This window comes from Mixta sp. (genome assembly GCF_024610815.1).
In the GTDB taxonomy this organism is placed as follows: domain Bacteria; phylum Pseudomonadota; class Gammaproteobacteria; order Enterobacterales; family Enterobacteriaceae; genus Mixta; species Mixta calida.
Genome location: NZ_JANION010000006.1, coordinates 1 through 16,142, shown reverse-complemented (window position 1 = coordinate 16,142; position 16,142 = coordinate 1). Strand labels below are relative to the sequence as shown.

Genomic DNA, 16,142 nt, shown 5'->3' with positions numbered 1-16,142 from the left:
GCCGTAGCGCTTGCTCATTTCGCCGGTCGAGGCGGAGACCAAATCGATGCAGCCCCAGCTGGTGTAGCCAATGATGGGAATACCGTCGTCGATCGCTTCCGCCATTGCGCGGATATGTTCGCGCAGGTAGCTGATGCGGTAGTCGTCATGAATTTCGCCGTTGGCGTCAGGCTCATCCCTGGCGCCCAGGCCGTTTTCCACCAGGAATAGCGGTTTCTGGTAGCGGTCATACATCATGTTCATGGTGATGCGCAGCCCCAGCGGATCGATGCCCCAGCCCCATTCGCTCGCCTCAATCCAGGGATTTTTCAGCGATTTAACTACGTTGGCGGCGCTGGTGTTGTTGCTGTTCATCTCCGCCGAGGCGCAGCGCGAGGCGTAGTAGCTGAAGGAGACGAAATCGACGGTGTCTTTCAGGATTTCGTCGTCGCCCGGCAGCGTTTCGAGGGTGATGCCCTGCTCGCGGAACATGCGGCGGGTCCAGGCGGGATAAGCGCCGCGCGCCTGCACATCGATAAAGAAAAGGTTTTCCCGATCCTTTTCCAGCGCCGCCCAGACATCTTCTGGCTTGCAGGAGTAAGGGTAGAAGTTGCCGCCCGCCAGCATACAGCCGACCTGGTTTTGCGGGTTGACTTCGTGGGCGATTTTGGTCGCCAGCGCGCTGGCGATCAGTTCGTGGTGCGCCGCCTGATATTTTACCTGCTGCGGGTTTTCCCCCTCGTCGAACGCCAGCCCGGCGCCGGAAAACGGGCTGTGCAGCAGAATATTTATTTCGTTGAAGGTGAGCCAGTATTTCACCAGCCCATCGAAGGCTTCAAAGCAAGTGCGCGCATAGCGGGTAAAGAAGTCCACCATTTTGCGGCTGCGCCAGGAACCGTACTCTTTCACCAGGTGCATCGGCACATCGAAGTGGCACAGGGTGATCAACGGCTCAATGTTGTATTTCTTACATTCAAGAAACAGGTCGCGGTAAAAGGCAATGCCCTCCGCATTGGGCGTCAGCTCGTCGCCCTGCGGATAGATGCGGCTCCAGGCGATGGAGGTGCGAAATACCGTAAAGCCCATTTCCGCCATCAGAGCGATATCTTCTTTGTAGCGATGATAAAAATCGATCGCCTCGTGCGACGGATAAAATTCGTCGTCACGGCAGCTAAAACGCTTCTGCTGGCCCAGCTTTACCGCCATGCGCTCGGGGCCGTGCGGGATCATATCTATCGTCCCTGGCCCTTTGCCGCCCTCGCGCCAGGCGCCCTCGGCCTGATTCGCCGCAATCGCGCCGCCCCATAAAAATCCTGCGGGAAATTTGGTTTCCATATACATCCTCTGTTAATGCGTTTTAACGGCCTGAGAGTTTGCGGGCCAGTCGGCGGATGCTGACGCCGCGTTGGTCTGCTCCGGCGTCACCGGAATGTCTTCAAAGCCTAAAATCAGGGTGGTGATAAAGGAGATCACGACCGCCAGCGCCATAACCGCAAATACCCAGACGATACTCATCGGGTTGGCGGGGTCGAAGAACTGCACGCTGGTGAACAGCCCCGGCGCCGCCATGGAGTGACTCGCCAGTCCGGCCAGGCCCGCCACCGCGCCGCAGATAAAGCCGCTGATCAGGCTGGCCACCAGCGGGCGTTTGAGCCGAATCGCTACGCCGTAGAGCGCGGGCTCGGAGATGCCCGCCACTATTGCGGAAGCCGCCGCCGCCAGCGCGGTTTGACGCAGCTCCGGGTTTTTGGTGCGCCAGGCGACCGCCAGTGAAGATCCGCCCAGCGAGAGATTGGCGCCGATTTCAGATGGCATGACCATGCCCTCTTTGCCGGTTTCAGCGATGGTTTGAATGATGGTCGGCGTGAAGACGCGGTGCATACCGGTCATGACCAGCAGCGGCCAGAGCGCGCCCATGATGGCGACGGAGAGCCAACCGAGATAGTGGTGGATGGTATAGACCACCGCCGAGATGCCGCTGCCGATCCAGATGCCGATCGGCCCAATCAGCAGGATGGCGATCGGCGCGGCGAACAGGACGATCAGCATCGGCTTGAGGAAGTTTTTAGTGACAGCCGGGGTGATTTTATCCACCCATCTTTCGATATACGAGAGTATCCAGGTCATGCAGAGCGCCGGGATGACGGTATAGGTATATTTGACCGCGGTGACCGGCACGCCGAAGAAGTCGACGGGCTGACCCTTCGCCGCCTGCGCCATGAGATCGATAAAACCGGGATGGACCAGCACGCCGGCAATGGCGATCGCCAGCGACATATTGGTTTTAAATTTGATCGCGGCGGAGGCGGCGACCATAACCGGCAGGAAGAAGAAAGCGCCGTCGCCGATAAAGTTCAGGATGGCGATGGTGGAAGATCCTTTCGGAAAGAGACCGGTCATGTCGAGGATCATCGCCAGCAGTTTGACCATCGATCCGCCAATGATCGCCGGGATCAGGGGGGACATGGTGCCGATCAATGCATCCAGGATCCCTGCGCCGATGCGTCTCAGGGTGAGTTTCCCTTTTGGCGGTTCGGCCCGTAGCACCTGTGCCCCGGCGGGAAGCAGTTTGAGGACTTCAGCGTAGGCCTGAGAAACGGTGTTGCCGATGATAACCTGGCACTGGTTGTCGTTTTGCACCACGCCCATGACGCCGGGAATGGCCTTCAGCGCAGCGCTGTTGATGCTGGTGCTGTCGTTCAGCACAAAGCGCAGGCGCGTCATGCAGTGAGTCACTGCCGCCACGTTATCACCACCACCTATCGCCTCAACGATTGAGCGCGAGATTGTTGCGTAATTCTTTGACATGAGTGTGAAACCTCTCGTTATGACGCACCGTGCCGTAGGGTAGACGGCATTTTTATAGTTTATTCAGGTAGTTGTGGAAGCAACCTGCGTAAGTTTTCACTGGCGCTTCCCGTCTGCAACAAAATAGGTAACCGGTTTCACATCAGATTGGTTAAGCTGTGAATGGAGATCAACTGATTTCTTTTTGAGCTTTCAGATTTGTGATAAGGATCGCGCGTGTGCTGGTCGTGGTCGGGTGGGCGTCGGTTTGCGGCCCTGTCAGGTGCCGGTTTGCGGCCCTGGCAGGTGCCGGTCGCAAGGGGGCCGGACCTTTCGGCGGAACGGCATAAAGCCATCCATGGCGCCTCCGCCCGCGCCTTCCCTGGCGCGGGAGGTCCGCCTACAGGTTCCGGCCCCCTCGCTCCCCTAACTCTGTGCTTTAGTATGTGAATTCTGTGTTTCACATCAGCCCGGCAAAGCGGCACAGACGACTTCCAAAGCGACACCCAGCGGCGCAGGCAACACCGAAGCCAAACGAAGCGGCGCAGGCGATACCCAAAGCGACACCCAGCGGCACAGGCAACACCGAAGCTAAAGGAAGCGGCGGGCGGGCCGTGTAGTAAAGCCTCCGCGTCAGGGATGACGCGGCGGAGTCTCCAGGGATGGATTGACGACGTCTTTACGAAACGGCCCGCCCGCCGCTGACTCACTGAAAAACCCGCCAACACCGCACCGCCGCCGACGCTCTGAGCAACCAGCCAACACCGCATCGCCGCTGACTCACTAAGCAGCCAGCCAACACCGCATCGCCGCTGTCCCACCAAACAGCCAGCCAACACCGCACCGCCGCTGACTCACTAAGCAGCCAGCCAACGCCGCATCACCGCAGCCCCACCAAACAACCCGCCTGCAGGTTCCTGCCCCTGCGCCCCCAACTCTGTGGTTCGGTACTGGGGTGCTGAGTTTTATATAGCTTAAAGAAAGCGTTGCCTTTGACGTGTTCATCAGGGACCACGCAACATAATCCGCGATCCTGACGTAAAAATGTTTAGAATGAGCCGCAAGGGATCACGGTTGGGAGAAGATGATGTCAACAATGCAGGAAGTGGCGAAAAAAGCGGGCGTCTCCAAAGCGACGGTCTCGCGTGTGCTGTCAGGCAAAGGCTATGTCAGCGAAGAAACCCGCAAACAGGTCTTCGCCGCCATCGAAGCCGCGGGCTATCGCCCTAACCTGCTGGCGCGTAACCTGGCGACCAGCAAATCCCAGTGCATCGGCATGGTCGTCACCAACACTCTCTACAGCGGCAGCTACTTCAGCGAAATCCTCTCCCAGGCGGCGAAAAAAGTGGAAGAAAGCGGCCGACAACTGATCCTCGTTGACGGCAAACACAGCGCGCAGCAGGAGCGCGAGGCGATCGAATTCCTGCTCGACCTGCGCTGTGACGCTATTATCCTCTACCCGCGCTTTCTCACCATCGACGACATGGACGACATCATCGGACAGACGCGCCAGCCGATTATGGTGGTCAATCGTCGGCTGCGTAAACATCCCAGCCACGCCGTCTTCTGCGACCATAAAGGATCGGCGTTTAATGCCGCCATGGCGCTGATCGAACGCGGCCACCGGGAAATCGCCTTTATTACCGGATCGCTCGATTCACCTACTGCGCTGGAACGCCTTGCCGGTTATAAAGAGGCGCTGCGCCAGGCTGATATCGTCGTCGAACCGCAGCGCATCGTCGAAGGAAAATGGACGCCCGCCTGCGGCGCAAAAGCGGTGGCGACCCTGCTGGCAAACAACGTCGCCTTCAGCGCGCTGATCGCCAGCAACGATGATATGGCGGTCGGCGCCCTGAGGCAGCTGACTCAGGCCGGACTGCGCGTGCCGGATGATGTCTCGCTGCTCGGCTTTGACGATATTCCCATCGCTCCCTTCCTGCTCCCCGCGCTCTCCAGCGTCAAAGACCCGGTCACCGGCATGATCCATGAGGTGATTGACCGCCTGATCTCAATGCTCGACGGCGGCGACATGACCCCGCAGCAGGCGCTTATTTCCGGGCTGGTGCTGCGCGAATCGGTAAGCGACGCCGCCTCCTGAGCACGCGGCAGCCCGACGACTCTGTTGCTATACTCTGCATCACGTACACTCATCGAAGCGGCTGACGCCTTTCAGACGCCTGCAACCACGGGCAACGCAAAGCAGAGCCCTTGCCGTTTAATGCGATGGACACGCTATTTATCCGCTAAAACAGGAGTCACGATGCTCGTGCTGTGGAACACCCTGATTGTGCTGGCGACCGTCGCCGTCATGGAAATCGTGGCGACGCTGGCGCACAAATACATCATGCACGGCTGGGGATGGGGCTGGCATCTTTCACACCATGAACCGCGCACCGGCTGGTTCGAAGTCAACGATCTCTATGCATTGCTGTTCGCCGTGCTGGCGATTGTGCTGATCGCCGTCGGCACCTCCGGCGTCTGGCCGTTGCAGTGGATCGGCGCCGGTATGACGCTCTACGGCGCGCTCTATTTTATGGTGCATGACGGCCTGGTGCATCAGCGCTGGCCGTTTCGCTATATTCCGCGCCGCGGCTACCTGAAACGGCTGTATATGGCGCACCGCCTGCATCATGCGGTGCGCGGCAAAGAGGATTGCGTCTCCTTCGGCTTTCTCTATGCGCCGCCGGTGTCAAAATTGCAGGCGGTGCTGCGCAGCCGCAACACCAGAGCGTCGCGCGGCGAAAACGCTACTCCGCATGACCGCCATGCCGATGCGGACGCTGCCAAAGATCGGAAGAACGCGGCGGCGTCGACGCGACGCGGGAACTGATCGCCAGCGCCGCGCCTTTCATTAGCAGCGCGATTTTCTCCGCGCGGCTGGTGCCCTGACGCCGATCCCAGGCGCGAGGCCCGGCGGCGCTGACCTTCACGCCGATCTCCCGATAAACCCCGTGCGCCGACGCGATCGCCCAGGCGGAACGCAGCGGCAGGCCAGCCAGCCCGACGCGCGCGGAGTCGTAGTAAGGCTCGGCGGCCGCCACCAGCCGCTGAGCCAGACGCGCCAGCTTCTCGCGGTTAACCGGATCGGCGACCTGCTGCCTGCCGATCCCCTCTTCCGCCAGCCACTGCGCCGGTAGATAACAGCGCCCTGTTTCCGCATCTTCAACAATATCGCGCGCAATGTTGGTCAGTTGAAACGCCAGCCCCAGATCGCAGGCGCGATCCAGCACCGCTTCATTACGTACGCCCATAACCCGCGCCATCATCAGCCCCACCACGCCCGCGACGTGATAGCAGTAGCGCAGCGTATCCTCGAAGGTTTCGTAATGGGTGTCGCGCACGTCCATCGCGAACCCTTCCAGATGATCGAACGCCTGCTGCGGCGGAATGGCGTGGCGCGTCGCCACCTCCTGAAAGGCGGCGAAGGCAGGCTCCTGCATCTCCGCGCCAGCAAAAGCGCGCTGCGTTTGCGTTTTCAACATCGCCAGCCGCTGCGTCGCGCTGCCGCTGAGAGCGGACGCATCGCGGAAACCCAGCGCCTGACCGTCAATCACATCGTCGCAATAGCGGCACCAGGCGTAGAGCATCAGCGCGCTACGACGGGTCGACGCGTCAAACAGCTTTGCAGCGGTATTAAAGCTTTTCGAGCCTGCCGCCATGGTTTCGGTGGCGTGATCCATCAGCGTGCCGTTCATCGTGACAGCGCCTCCAGCATCAGGCCGGCGGTCGCTTTCGCCGAGCCGATCACGCCGGGAATCCCCGCGCCCGGATGGGTGCCCGCGCCGACCAGATAGAGATTGGGAATACGGCTGTCGCGGTTGTGCGGGCGGAACCAGGCGCTCTGGCGCAGAATCGGTTCGATGGAAAAGGCCGAGCCGTGATGCGCGCCGAGCCGATCGCGGAAATCAAACGGCGTGAACATGCGATGCGTCACCAGCTGGTCGCGCAGGCCGGGCATGTAGTGCTGCTCCAGGTAAGCGAAGATGCGGTCGCGCAGGCGCGGCCCTTCGACATCCCAGTCGAGATCTGCGGTGCCAAGGTGCGGCACCGGCGCCAGCACGTAGTAGCTGCCGCAGCCGGGCGGCGCCAGCGAAGGATCGGTGACGCAGGGCGCGTGCAGGTAGAGCGAAAAATCGTCCGACAGCGTGTCGCGGTTAAAAATGTCCTCGATCAGCGCTTTATAGCGCGGTCCGAAGCAGACGGTGTGGTGCGCCAGCTGGCTGTGGTGATGGTTCAGACCAAAATAGAGCACGAATAGCGAGTTGCTCATGCGCTTGCGTTTCAGTGACGCGGCGCGCGACGCGCCTACCGGATGATGCCCCAGCAGCTTTTCGTAGGTATGCACCACGTCGGCGTTGGAGGCGACCGCCGCCACCTCAATGCGGCGGCCGTCCGCCAGCTGCACTGCGCTAATCTGCGCGCCTTCCGCCTCCAGCCGGGTCACTTCGGCGTTCAGCTCCAGCGTGCCGCCGAGATCCTGAAACAGCCGCACCATCCCCTGCACCAGCGCGCCGGTGCCGCCACGCGCGAACCAGACGCCCCACTCGCGCTCCAGCGCATGAATCAGCGTGTAGATAGAGGAGGTGGCGAACGGATTGCCGCCCACCAGCAGCGAATGAAACGAGAACGCCTCGCGCAATCGCTCATCCTCGATAAATTTCGCCACCATGCCGTAGACGCTGCGCCACGCCTGTAAACGCGCCAGCTGCGGACCAGCGCGCAGCATATCGCGGAACGAAAGAAACGGCACCGTGCCGAGCTTCAGGTAACCCTCTTTAAACACCGCTTTGGAGTAGGCCAGAAAGCGGCGATAGCCTTCGACGTCGCGCGGATTGAAGCGGCGGATCTGATCCTCCAGCCGCGCCTGATCGTTGTCGTAGTCAAAGACCTGGCCCGATTCCCAGCAAAGGCGGTAAAACGGCGTCACCGGCAGCAGCTCGACATAGTCGGCCATGCGTTTGCCCGCCAGAGTGAACAGCTCCTCTATTGCGCTGGGGTCGGTGATCACCGTCGGGCCAGCGTCAAAGTTAAACCCTTTATCTTCATAAACATAGGCGCGGCCGCCCGGCTTGTCGCGCTGCTCCAGCAGCAGCGTGGGAATGCCCGCCGCCTGGAGGCGGATCGCTAAGGCCAGGCCGCCGAAACCGGCGCCGATTACAACTGTTTTATTCATCACTGAACGCTCGCAGCCGGGGAGTCTGTTTGAGTACGGCCTGCAAGGCTTCGCCGACCGGTACCGGTGGTTTGCCCGTCAGAATCCGCGCCTTGTCGGCCAATGTAAGCTGACCGGCGTAAAAGCGGGCGATAAGCCCGTGGTTGAGTTGGTAAAAACGCTGCATCACCTGCCAGCGTCCGTCGGGACGTCCGGCAAGGAACAGCATACGGTTAAGCATGCGAAAGAAGCGCTGGCGTCGCCACTGCCGCTGCGCGTAGTCGCGCGTCAGGGCGAACAGCGCGCCCGACGAGAGATCGCGCTGCCGGGCAATAAGATCGGCCAGCGCCGCCGCCTGCGGCAGGGAGTAGCCGGTGGTGGAGTGGAACAGCCCGGCGCGCAGTCCGCTACAGGGCTGGCCTGCTTTCTGCTGCCAGAAGGCGCGGCAGTCGCCCGCCAGCGTGATCGGCAGGTTGCCCTGCTCCTCGCGCTCCAGCCTCTCCAGCGCCCAGCCCTGCGCCGCCGCGTAGTCGGCGATATGCTGGCGCGCCCGGTCATCGCCGAGCGTGGCGCGATCGATGTAATGGGTATCTTCGATCAGCAGGCTGTCAGCCGAGAGCGGCAAGGTGTAAACAAAACGGTAGCCCGCCGACTGATCCACCGTGGCGTCCATTAACAGCGGGCGCGTCAGCCCGTGCGGCTGGCTCAGCCGCCATTGCTGCCCAAGAAACGCCTGAAAGCCGATAGTCAGATGCGCACCTGGCTGATAGCCGCGCCCGTCAATTACCGCGCTGGCGCGCAGCAGGCTGCCGTCCGCCAGCGTCACCGTTTCCGGCGTCAGGGCGCTGACCGGCGTCCGCGTGCGCAGGCTATCGCCCAGCGCCTCCGCGATCACCGCCGCGAAACGCCCGGAAGTGATGCTCAGATAGCCGCCGTCAAGCCGGCGCGTCAGCGCCGGAAAGCGCACGTCGTAGCCAGGCCAGCGGTGCGCCACCAGCGGCGCGATCCAGGCGTGCTGCGCCGGTGTGAGATCGTCCTGATGGAACGACCAGGTGTGATTGCCGCCCGGCTCCGCGCCCGCTTCCAGCAGCAGCATCTTCAGCTGCGGCTGAAGCTGGCGCAGCCGCCAGGCGATCAGCCCGTTGGCCAGTCCGCCGCCGACCAGAATCAGATCCCACTGCGGCTTCATGCGCAGGCCGCCATCACCGGATGGCGCTCGCGCAGCGCCTGCTCGACCACCTCCGCCGCGTAAGACGCGCCGCCGGCATGCTCAAGCTGCGCCTGCATCACTGTCAGCCGCTGACGGTAGCCTTTATCGCTGAGCAGCGCGTCCAGGTTCTTCGTCAGCGCGTCAACGGTAGTAAAACGCGAGGCGCGACGACCAATACCGCTGTAGACGACGCGCGCGGCGACGCCCGGCTGATCGAACGCCAGCGGGATAGTCAGGATCGGCGTGACGCTCTCTATCGCGTCCATTACGGTATTCAGTCCGCCGTGGGTGATCACCGCCTGCGCCTGGCGCAGCACGGCGGGCTGGTCGGCAAAATCGGTCACCCCGGCGCCATAGCGTCGCAGCCGCACCGCCTGCTCTGCGTTCAGCCCGCCGCAGTGGGCGATCAGCAGTCGAACATTAAGCTGGCGGCAGGCGCGCGCGATGGTGCGAAACAGCGAATAACGGTGTCCCTGGAGGGTACCCAGCGAGGCGAACACCAGCGGCTGCGCGGAAGATGGCGCCTCGTCGGGCGCGGCGCGGCTGTGGCGCAGCGGCCCGACGGCGTGGAAGTGCGACGGCAGGTGCCGCCGGGGAAAATCGAAGGCGGGCAGCGTCTGGCTGATCTGCGCCAGCGGCGACAGGCACTCGTGCAGAGCGCGTCGTTCGCCGAGGCCGAAGGCGCGCGCATGGCGCGCGATAACCTCGCCGTGGCGGCGCATCAGCCAGTCATAGACGCGGGCGCTGGAGTGATAAAGCTTTTGGCTGCGCGCGTCGGTCGCGTAGTTAAACGGCATGACCGGCAGCGGCAGGTGCGGTTCGCGGTTCACCGGCAGCGCGCAGGCGACCGACACGAAAGGTAGCCCCAGCGCTTCCGCCGCCAGCCCGCCCGCCGCGCTGGAACAGGCGGACGTTGACGGGCTGATCGTCGATCAGATGGAGGCGGCGGGCAGCTCGCGGCAGAGCATATCGCTGGTTTTCGCCATATCCTCGATCAGCCGAAAAATGCCCATTCCGGCCGGGTGCGCGGTTAAGCGTAGCGTGCGCGCCAGGCTGCCCGGCGGATGGCTGCGTTCACCGAGCGGACAAAAGCCGATGCGCGCGTCGCTGAGTAGCGTGCGCGCTTCCGCCTGCTGCATAAAGGTAACGCGATGGCCGCGGGCGATCAGCTGCTGCGCCAGCGCTTCCAGCGCGCGGACGTGACTGTAGAGCGGAGGCGCGATAACCGCGTAGTGGCTCATCCCTCATCCCCGACGCGCACCAGCGTCGCCTGACGCAGCGCGCGCAGGTTGGGGCTGCCGGTGCAGAAACAGGCGACCCGCAGCTGATCGATAATAATTTGAAAGTGGGCGATAACCGCCTCGCTGGAGGCGGTGGCGCTGCCCAGCACGCCTGCGGCTTGCCCCGCCAGCGTCGCGCCCAGCGCGATGGCGCGCGCGACATCGATGCCGTCGCTGACGCCGCCGGATGCGATAAGCGGCATCTGCGGCAGCGCCTGATGCAGATTGCGCAGCGCCTGCGCGGTGGGAATGCCCCAGTCGGCAAAGGCCATCGCCACGGCGCGGGCATGCGGCGTCGCGGCGCGTTCACCCTCTACCGCCGCCCAGCTGGTGCCGCCGGAGCCCGCCACATCAATCATCGTCACGCCCGCTTCCGCCAGCCGTCGCGCCACCGGCACCGAGATGCCGGCGCCGACCTCTTTCGCCACCACCGGCACCGGCAGCGCTTTCACCGTGTTGGCTATCGCCGTCAGCACGCCGCGCCAGTCGCGGTCGCCGCCGCCCTGCAACGCTTCCTGCAACGGGTTTAAATGGATAATCAGCGCGTCCGCTTCGATCATATCGACCGCGCGGCGCGCGTAGTCGACGCCGTTGCGTCCGGCGATCTGCGCCGCGCCCAGATTCGCCAGCAGCGGGATATCGGGCGCCGCCTGGCGCAGTTCGCGCGTCAGACCCCAGTTATCTTCGCTTTCCAGCGCCACGCGCTGCGAACCGACGCCCATCGCCAGCCCTAACGCCTGCGCCGCTTCCGCCAGATGACGGTTAATCTCTCTGGCGCGGCTGGCGCCGCCGGTCATTGAGCTGATCAACAGCGGCGCGCGCAGCGCCTTGCCGAACAGCGCGCTGCGCAGATCTATCTCATCCAGATGCAACTCCGGCGTCGCGCAGTGTTCAAAGCGCCATTCCGCAAAGCCGGTGCCGTGCTTTTTCAGCGCGCGCGCCGGATTCAGCACGATATCCAGATGATCGTTTTTGCGTTGGGTCAGTTCCCTATCCTTCATTGCCGCTCCAGTCGCTATGGCATCCTGAGATAAAAACCGTGTCTTAGCCGAACAGCGCCAGCTGCTTGTCGAACCAGGCGTGCATAAAACGCCGCGTAGAGACGCCGCGCTGACAGGCGCTGGAGAGATGCTCATCCGCGCTGCGCAGATGTTCGCGCAGCCGCTGATGCACCGCCTCCGCGCCAAGCATCGCCACCAGCGTCGATTTGCCGTGATCTTTATTCAGATCTTTACCGGTGCCGTGCAGCCCGTCGGCGAGGTCGTCCAGAAGCTGAAACGCTTGCCCCAGATCCTGCGCGAAGCAGCGCAGCCGGTGGCGCGCCTGCGGCGGCGCGTCGGCGACGATCGCCGCCATTTGCAGCGTGGCGTCGAACAGGCGGCTGGTTTTCAGTTCATTAGTAAGGAGGATCGCTTCGGCGCTGCGCGTCTCGGCGCCCTCGTACAGATCGAGATACTGCCCCTGCACCAGTCCTTGCAGCCCGACGGCGGTGGAGAGTTCCGCCACCGCTTGGGTTTTACAGGCGTGCGACAGCGACTGCGCCTCCGCCACCACGCCGAAGGCGCGACTAAGCAGCGCTACGGCGGCGAGGATAGCGACGTTTTCGCCATACTGCCGGTGAATGGTGGGACGGCCGCGACGCAATAGCGCATTGTCCATGCAGGGAATATCGTCGAGCATCAGCGAAGCGGCATGAACCATCTCCACCGCACAGGCGAGATCGAGCAGGCCGGGCTGATCGGCGCGGCAGCCAAGGTCGCGCGCCGCCAGCACCAGCAACAGCGGACGCACCCGCTTGCCCGCCACCAGCGTGCCTTCGCGCATCGCCGTATAAACCAGATCCTGCTGCTCGCCCGCAGGCAGCAGCTGATCGAGGCGGGTTTGCAGCGCCTCGCGCAGCGCCTTTAGTTCATCTTCATGGTTGACGCATTTATCGGCGTTGGCATTCATCGTTACGGTCCTGGTTCCTCGTCGTGGCGGAGTAAGACGAATGGCGCATGTAACGGCTGCCAGTAAGCCGTAATGACCTGCAGTACGCTGGGACAGGAGAGAACTTTTGCAGCATGAACAGCCGCTTGCCCGCTTATTTCTCCCCTGCTGTGTCTGGAAAGCGTAGCGCAATCTACAGATATTTCCTTTTATGCAGCGGCGGCGTCACAACTATTTACCTGGATTTAACAATGTGCGGCTACGCCAGTAGCTGACGCAGCAGCACCATCACCTGATCCACCTCGGCGGCAGTCAGCGCGCCATCTTTGGCGAAGCGCACCCGTCCGCCTTTATCCAGCACGACGATGGCGGAACCGCCCGTCTGGAGCCGCCAGGCGCGCTGCGTCGCGCCGCGATCGTCCACCACGAACTGCGCGGCCGGGGTTTCTCGTTTGCTTTCTTCCAGACTGCGCCGCACGAACAGCGCGCTGCCGGGAATGGCGTCGTCGGTATTGACGATGGTGGTGACCGCGAATCGGTTCGCCGGAAAGCCCGCTTTGCCGATGGCGTCGATCAGCGCGGCGTTTTGATCTTTGGCCGACAGCCGTCCCGCCATATGCAGCACCACGCCCACTTTTCCGCTGAGGCGCGCGCTGTTCCAGGCCTGATAGCGCAGCTCGCCCTGCTGTAATTGCAGTTCGCCGCGTTCCGCCACGCCGACCGGCGCCACGCGCTCCCCTTCCACAAAGTTATGGGCCGAGGCGAAAAAAGGCAGCCCGCCGGTTAACAGCACTATCGCCGCGCGTAATGTCATTCGCTTCTCCGGAATTTACGGTTAGCTCAAAACTATAGCCGCCGTTTCGCCTGAGGGAGAATGGATAGCAGATTCTTACTGAAATATGGGATAACGACCAGGACACAATGAATTTTGGGTCAACGGGCTGGTCAGGCGGAAGTGATAAGCCCCCGTCAGGCCTGATGCCAGATTTATAGCTAAGCTCAATGAATAAGCGTGTACACTGCTGCGGTTTTAAACTTAAGCGCCCAGGAGGCACAGTATGAAAGAAGGCCCATTGACCGAGAAAGAGCTGCAATGGCTTGACGAAATACTGGAGAAATATGGCAGCGACGAGTCGATTGTGGATGTCGCCGAACTGGATGGCCTGCTGACCGCCGTGCTTTCCGGTCCGAGAACCATCGAGCCGAGCGAGTGGCTGGTTGCGCTCTGGGGTGGGCAGAACCGTGTCCCTAAATGGAGCAACGAGCGCGAGATGAACCGCTTTATGGAACTCTGCTTCCAGCATATGAACGACATCGCCGATCGTCTGGCAGAGTTTCCCGATCAGTTCGATCCGCTGTTTGGCGTGCGTGAGACCGAAGGCGAAGATTTCACCGTGGTGGAAGAGTGGTGCTTTGGTTATATGCGCGGCGTGGCGCTGAGCGACTGGTCAGCGCTGCCGGAAGCGTTGCAGCCCGCGCTGGACGCCATCGCCCTGCACGGCAAGGAAGAGAACTTCCCGCAGCTGGAGACGCTTTCCCCGGAGGAGATGGAGGAGCGTTTCGCCGCCATCCGCCCTGCCGCGCTGGCGCTGCACGATTACTGGATTGCTCAGCCGGAAGCGGTGCCCGAGCCGCAGCAGCCGATCGTCGCTGAACAGAAGCCGGGCCGGAACGACCCTTGCTTCTGCGGCAGCGGTAAGAAGTATAAGCAGTGCTGTTTGCACTAAATGAGATGCGCCTGCGGGCGCATTTTTTATTTGTTTTCTATCGGCGCGCTGACGTGACAGGCGCTGGCTGAGCGAGGAACGCCCTGTTAATCGTCAAAACCATAATACTGTACCGGATAGCGCTGACCGTTAATCTCCAGATCTCGCCAGGGCTTGATGACCGCTTTCGGCATCGCTTCGCGGATGGCTTTATCGGCACTTTTCGACAGCATCACGTTGCCCGCGTAACGCCACTCTTCACCCCGCCGGGTATAAACCGTAATCCCAGGGCGATTGCGGTTATAGAGCAGCACTTCCGGCACGCCATCATTATTGAGATCCTGCATCCAGACCAGACAGGAACCCGCATCCATCAGGCAGAGGCTAAGCGAGTTATCAATATATTGTGCCTGAGACTGCCACCAGCTTTCCGGTGGCGCTTCGCTGCCTGCGCGCAGCGGGATGCTACGCTGCAAATCGCTAATGCCTGGCTTAGTGCTGGCGGTCTGTTTTTCGGCCAGGATTTGCATCAGCATCGCTTGTTGCTCAGCAGGCTCTTTAAGCCACTGCGGATGCGCCTTGAGCCTTTTCAACATCTCTTTACCCCGACGTCCTGCGTTGCTGAAGGTATAAAGATCTGCCGTGTCCGCTTTTGTTTCGCCTTGCTCATACCGCGCCAGCTGGTTTTTCACGCTAATGCGCAACGGGTCTAACACTGGCGTATGCAGTAAAAACCAGCCGCAGGCCGACAACGCCAACATCAAAACGATAAAGGTGTTCATGTTGCCAGCGCCCTGTGACCAGGCGCGTCGCTGAGCCCTTAACAGCAGCAGCGAGCCGCTAAAGGCAAGAAGCGCGCTGGCAACGCCATAAACCCGCTCTTCCGTCCAGCCATATTCGGCGATACGTAGCCACAGCGCCCAACCCGCCAGCGCAGCCAGTAGCGGCGTAAGACATTGCGCAACCAGTACCAGACGCGCTATTCCGCGCTGCCAGCGTGATTCCCCTGGCGCTTTTTCGCCGACTATCGCGCTGAATGCCAGCATCAGCAGCGTCATGGACAGCAGCAGCGTCGCGGCTGAAAAATACTTCGGGATAATCGACAGCCCGGTAAAAGGTAAGCAGGCCAGGAACAGCAGAGAGGTGATAGCGTGCAATGGCAGCAGTACATTGACCGCCAGCGTGATCACATGACGGTACATGCCAGCGGCACCCGGCAGACGACGACAAAATACAATACCGGCGGCGATGGCCGCTCCGGTCGCCATTGACGGGAAAAAAGCATTATCAAAAAAGAGCTGCTCAAACAGCTTAATGCCGATCATGCTGAAGAGTTTGCTCCACAACATCAGCACCAGCCAGAACAGCCCGGTCATAATGGCGGTGACGCCAACGGTAAAAGTGTGGCTCCACAGCGCCCCGGTGATGAACGCGCTTAATGACGCTTTACCCTGCTTGTGTGCCGGTTCATTGCAGAAGGCAGCCAAAAATGGCATCACCAGAATGAGCAGAAACAGGACGGCGCAGCTGTTCTGGAATTGAAATTCGCCTGTCGACATCTCAGGGAAGTTCCAGCGCCGCCAGCCTGTCATCAGCGCGATAAACGGCAGCGTCAGCAGCGCACAAAGCCAGGGCTTAACAGCGTTGAGGCGATAAAGGGTAAAAGCGAGCACGCAGGCCGCAGACAGCACAAGCGGCGGCAGGTAAAACGCATAGCGGTCTTGCAGATGGAGCCCGGCCGGTAACGCCCATAGCAGTCCAGCGAGAATGCCGATAGCGATAATTGTCCACTTAGTGCTCTCCGGGAAAACCTCTTTTTGCAACATAGCGATTCCTTGCTGATTTATTGTTCGAAATGCCGTTATTCATACGCCAGTTTTTGGTGAAAGGCTAGTTTTGGGGGGTGGGAAATAAAGAGGGAAAGGTCTGTTGGCGTTCTGTGGATGCGGAGGCAGGACTCGCCTCACGATATAAGCTAATAAAAAAGCCTTCAATGCTCCCGTTTGCGCTCCCCTATTTTTTATGAGAGCACGTAGAATGGCTGGCGCTTATATGCCGCTAAGCGCCAGTCTGCGCACCGTTATCAAGAAGTCATAAGC

12 protein-coding genes and 1 pseudogene are annotated in these 16,142 nt (G+C 61.4%); 3 read left to right on the top strand and 10 right to left on the bottom strand.

From position 1 onward, the window contains the following. Positions 1-1,314: 6-phospho-beta-glucosidase (gene ascB, locus MYY08_RS00200; RefSeq protein WP_288012444.1), on the bottom strand; the 1,314-nt coding region annotated here is incomplete at its 3' end. Between the two features lie 12 nt (positions 1,315-1,326). Continuing rightward, positions 1,327-2,787, bottom strand: a complete 1,461-nt coding sequence (gene ascF, locus MYY08_RS00195) for a PTS cellobiose/arbutin/salicin transporter subunit IIBC (RefSeq protein WP_038628633.1) — start codon at positions 2,785-2,787, stop codon at positions 1,327-1,329. 1,066 nt (positions 2,788-3,853) lie between these two features. Between ascF and MYY08_RS00190 the strand changes: the two genes are divergently transcribed. Together MYY08_RS00190 and MYY08_RS00185 are read left to right on the top strand one after the other, a co-directional pair. Then, positions 3,854-4,864 carry a LacI family DNA-binding transcriptional regulator gene (locus MYY08_RS00190; RefSeq protein WP_038630150.1) on the top strand — a complete coding sequence of 337 codons (1,011 nt, stop codon included), beginning with the start codon at positions 3,854-3,856 and terminating at the stop codon, positions 4,862-4,864. 162 nt (positions 4,865-5,026) lie between these two features. After that, complete coding sequence (locus MYY08_RS00185) at positions 5,027-5,596, top strand: sterol desaturase family protein (RefSeq protein ID WP_038628635.1); 570 nt, start codon at positions 5,027-5,029, stop codon at positions 5,594-5,596. On the opposite strand, the gene crtB is transcribed toward MYY08_RS00185, so the two are convergent. From crtB to MYY08_RS00150, 7 genes and pseudogenes are all read right to left on the bottom strand, one after another. Then, complete coding sequence (gene crtB, locus MYY08_RS00180; RefSeq protein ID WP_038628637.1) at positions 5,514-6,461, bottom strand: 15-cis-phytoene synthase CrtB; 948 nt, start codon at positions 6,459-6,461, stop codon at positions 5,514-5,516. The genes MYY08_RS00185 and crtB overlap by 83 nt on opposite strands. Then, positions 6,458-7,939, bottom strand: a complete 1,482-nt coding sequence (locus tag MYY08_RS00175; protein WP_190296463.1) for a phytoene desaturase — start codon at positions 7,937-7,939, stop codon at positions 6,458-6,460. Before MYY08_RS00175 ends, crtB begins: the two co-directional genes overlap by 4 nt. After that, complete coding sequence (gene crtY / locus MYY08_RS00170) at positions 7,932-9,107, bottom strand: lycopene beta-cyclase CrtY (protein WP_190296462.1); 1,176 nt, start codon at positions 9,105-9,107, stop codon at positions 7,932-7,934. Before crtY ends, MYY08_RS00175 begins: the two co-directional genes overlap by 8 nt. Beyond that, a pseudogene (locus MYY08_RS00165) lies at positions 9,104-10,369 on the bottom strand (glycosyltransferase). The gene crtY and the pseudogene MYY08_RS00165 overlap by 4 nt, the downstream one beginning before the upstream one ends. Next, positions 10,366-11,409, bottom strand: coding sequence for a type 2 isopentenyl-diphosphate Delta-isomerase (fni, locus tag MYY08_RS00160; protein ID WP_038628645.1), 1,044 nt, complete (start codon positions 11,407-11,409; stop codon positions 10,366-10,368). The pseudogene MYY08_RS00165 and the gene fni overlap by 4 nt, the downstream one beginning before the upstream one ends. Positions 11,410-11,452: 43 nt before the next feature. Further along, positions 11,453-12,358 (bottom strand): polyprenyl synthetase family protein, encoded by a 906-nt coding sequence (locus MYY08_RS00155; protein ID WP_190296460.1) that lies wholly within the window; start codon positions 12,356-12,358, stop codon positions 11,453-11,455. Between the two features lie 238 nt (positions 12,359-12,596). Beyond that, a complete protein-coding gene (locus tag MYY08_RS00150; protein WP_038628649.1) occupies positions 12,597-13,151 on the bottom strand; it encodes a YtfJ family protein in 555 nt (184 codons plus the stop codon). A gap of 244 nt (positions 13,152-13,395) precedes the next feature. Between MYY08_RS00150 and MYY08_RS00145 the strand changes: the two genes are divergently transcribed. Then, positions 13,396-14,064 (top strand): YecA/YgfB family protein, encoded by a 669-nt coding sequence (locus MYY08_RS00145; RefSeq protein ID WP_038628657.1) that lies wholly within the window; start codon positions 13,396-13,398, stop codon positions 14,062-14,064. An 86-nt stretch (positions 14,065-14,150) separates the two neighbouring features. Here MYY08_RS00145 and MYY08_RS00140 read toward each other — a convergent pair whose 3' ends face one another. Continuing rightward, positions 14,151-15,869 (bottom strand): DUF4153 domain-containing protein, encoded by a 1,719-nt coding sequence (locus MYY08_RS00140; RefSeq protein WP_288012437.1) that lies wholly within the window; start codon positions 15,867-15,869, stop codon positions 14,151-14,153. Positions 15,870-16,142: the final 273 nt, after the last annotated feature.

Bases quoted from the DNA above. Each gene is read 5' to 3' on its own strand.
- MYY08_RS00185 (WP_038628635.1), top strand. From the start codon at position 5,027: ATGCTCGTGCTGTGGAACACCCTGATTGTGCTGGCGACCGTCGCCGTC.
- MYY08_RS00175 (WP_190296463.1), bottom strand. From the start codon at position 7,939: ATGAATAAAACAGTTGTAATCGGCGCCGGTTTCGGCGGCCTGGCCTTA.
- MYY08_RS00155 (WP_190296460.1), bottom strand. From the start codon at position 12,358: ATGAATGCCAACGCCGATAAATGCGTCAACCATGAAGATGAACTAAAG.
- MYY08_RS00140 (WP_288012437.1), bottom strand. From the start codon at position 15,869: ATGTTGCAAAAAGAGGTTTTCCCGGAGAGCACTAAGTGGACAATTATC.
- fni (WP_038628645.1), bottom strand. From the start codon at position 11,409: ATGAAGGATAGGGAACTGACCCAACGCAAAAACGATCATCTGGATATC.
- crtY (WP_190296462.1), bottom strand. From the start codon at position 9,107: ATGAAGCCGCAGTGGGATCTGATTCTGGTCGGCGGCGGACTGGCCAAC.
- ascF (WP_038628633.1), bottom strand. From the start codon at position 2,787: ATGTCAAAGAATTACGCAACAATCTCGCGCTCAATCGTTGAGGCGATA.
- MYY08_RS00145 (WP_038628657.1), top strand. From the start codon at position 13,396: ATGAAAGAAGGCCCATTGACCGAGAAAGAGCTGCAATGGCTTGACGAA.
- crtB (WP_038628637.1), bottom strand. From the start codon at position 6,461: ATGAACGGCACGCTGATGGATCACGCCACCGAAACCATGGCGGCAGGC.
- MYY08_RS00190 (WP_038630150.1), top strand. From the start codon at position 3,854: ATGTCAACAATGCAGGAAGTGGCGAAAAAAGCGGGCGTCTCCAAAGCG.
- MYY08_RS00150 (WP_038628649.1), bottom strand. From the start codon at position 13,151: ATGACATTACGCGCGGCGATAGTGCTGTTAACCGGCGGGCTGCCTTTT.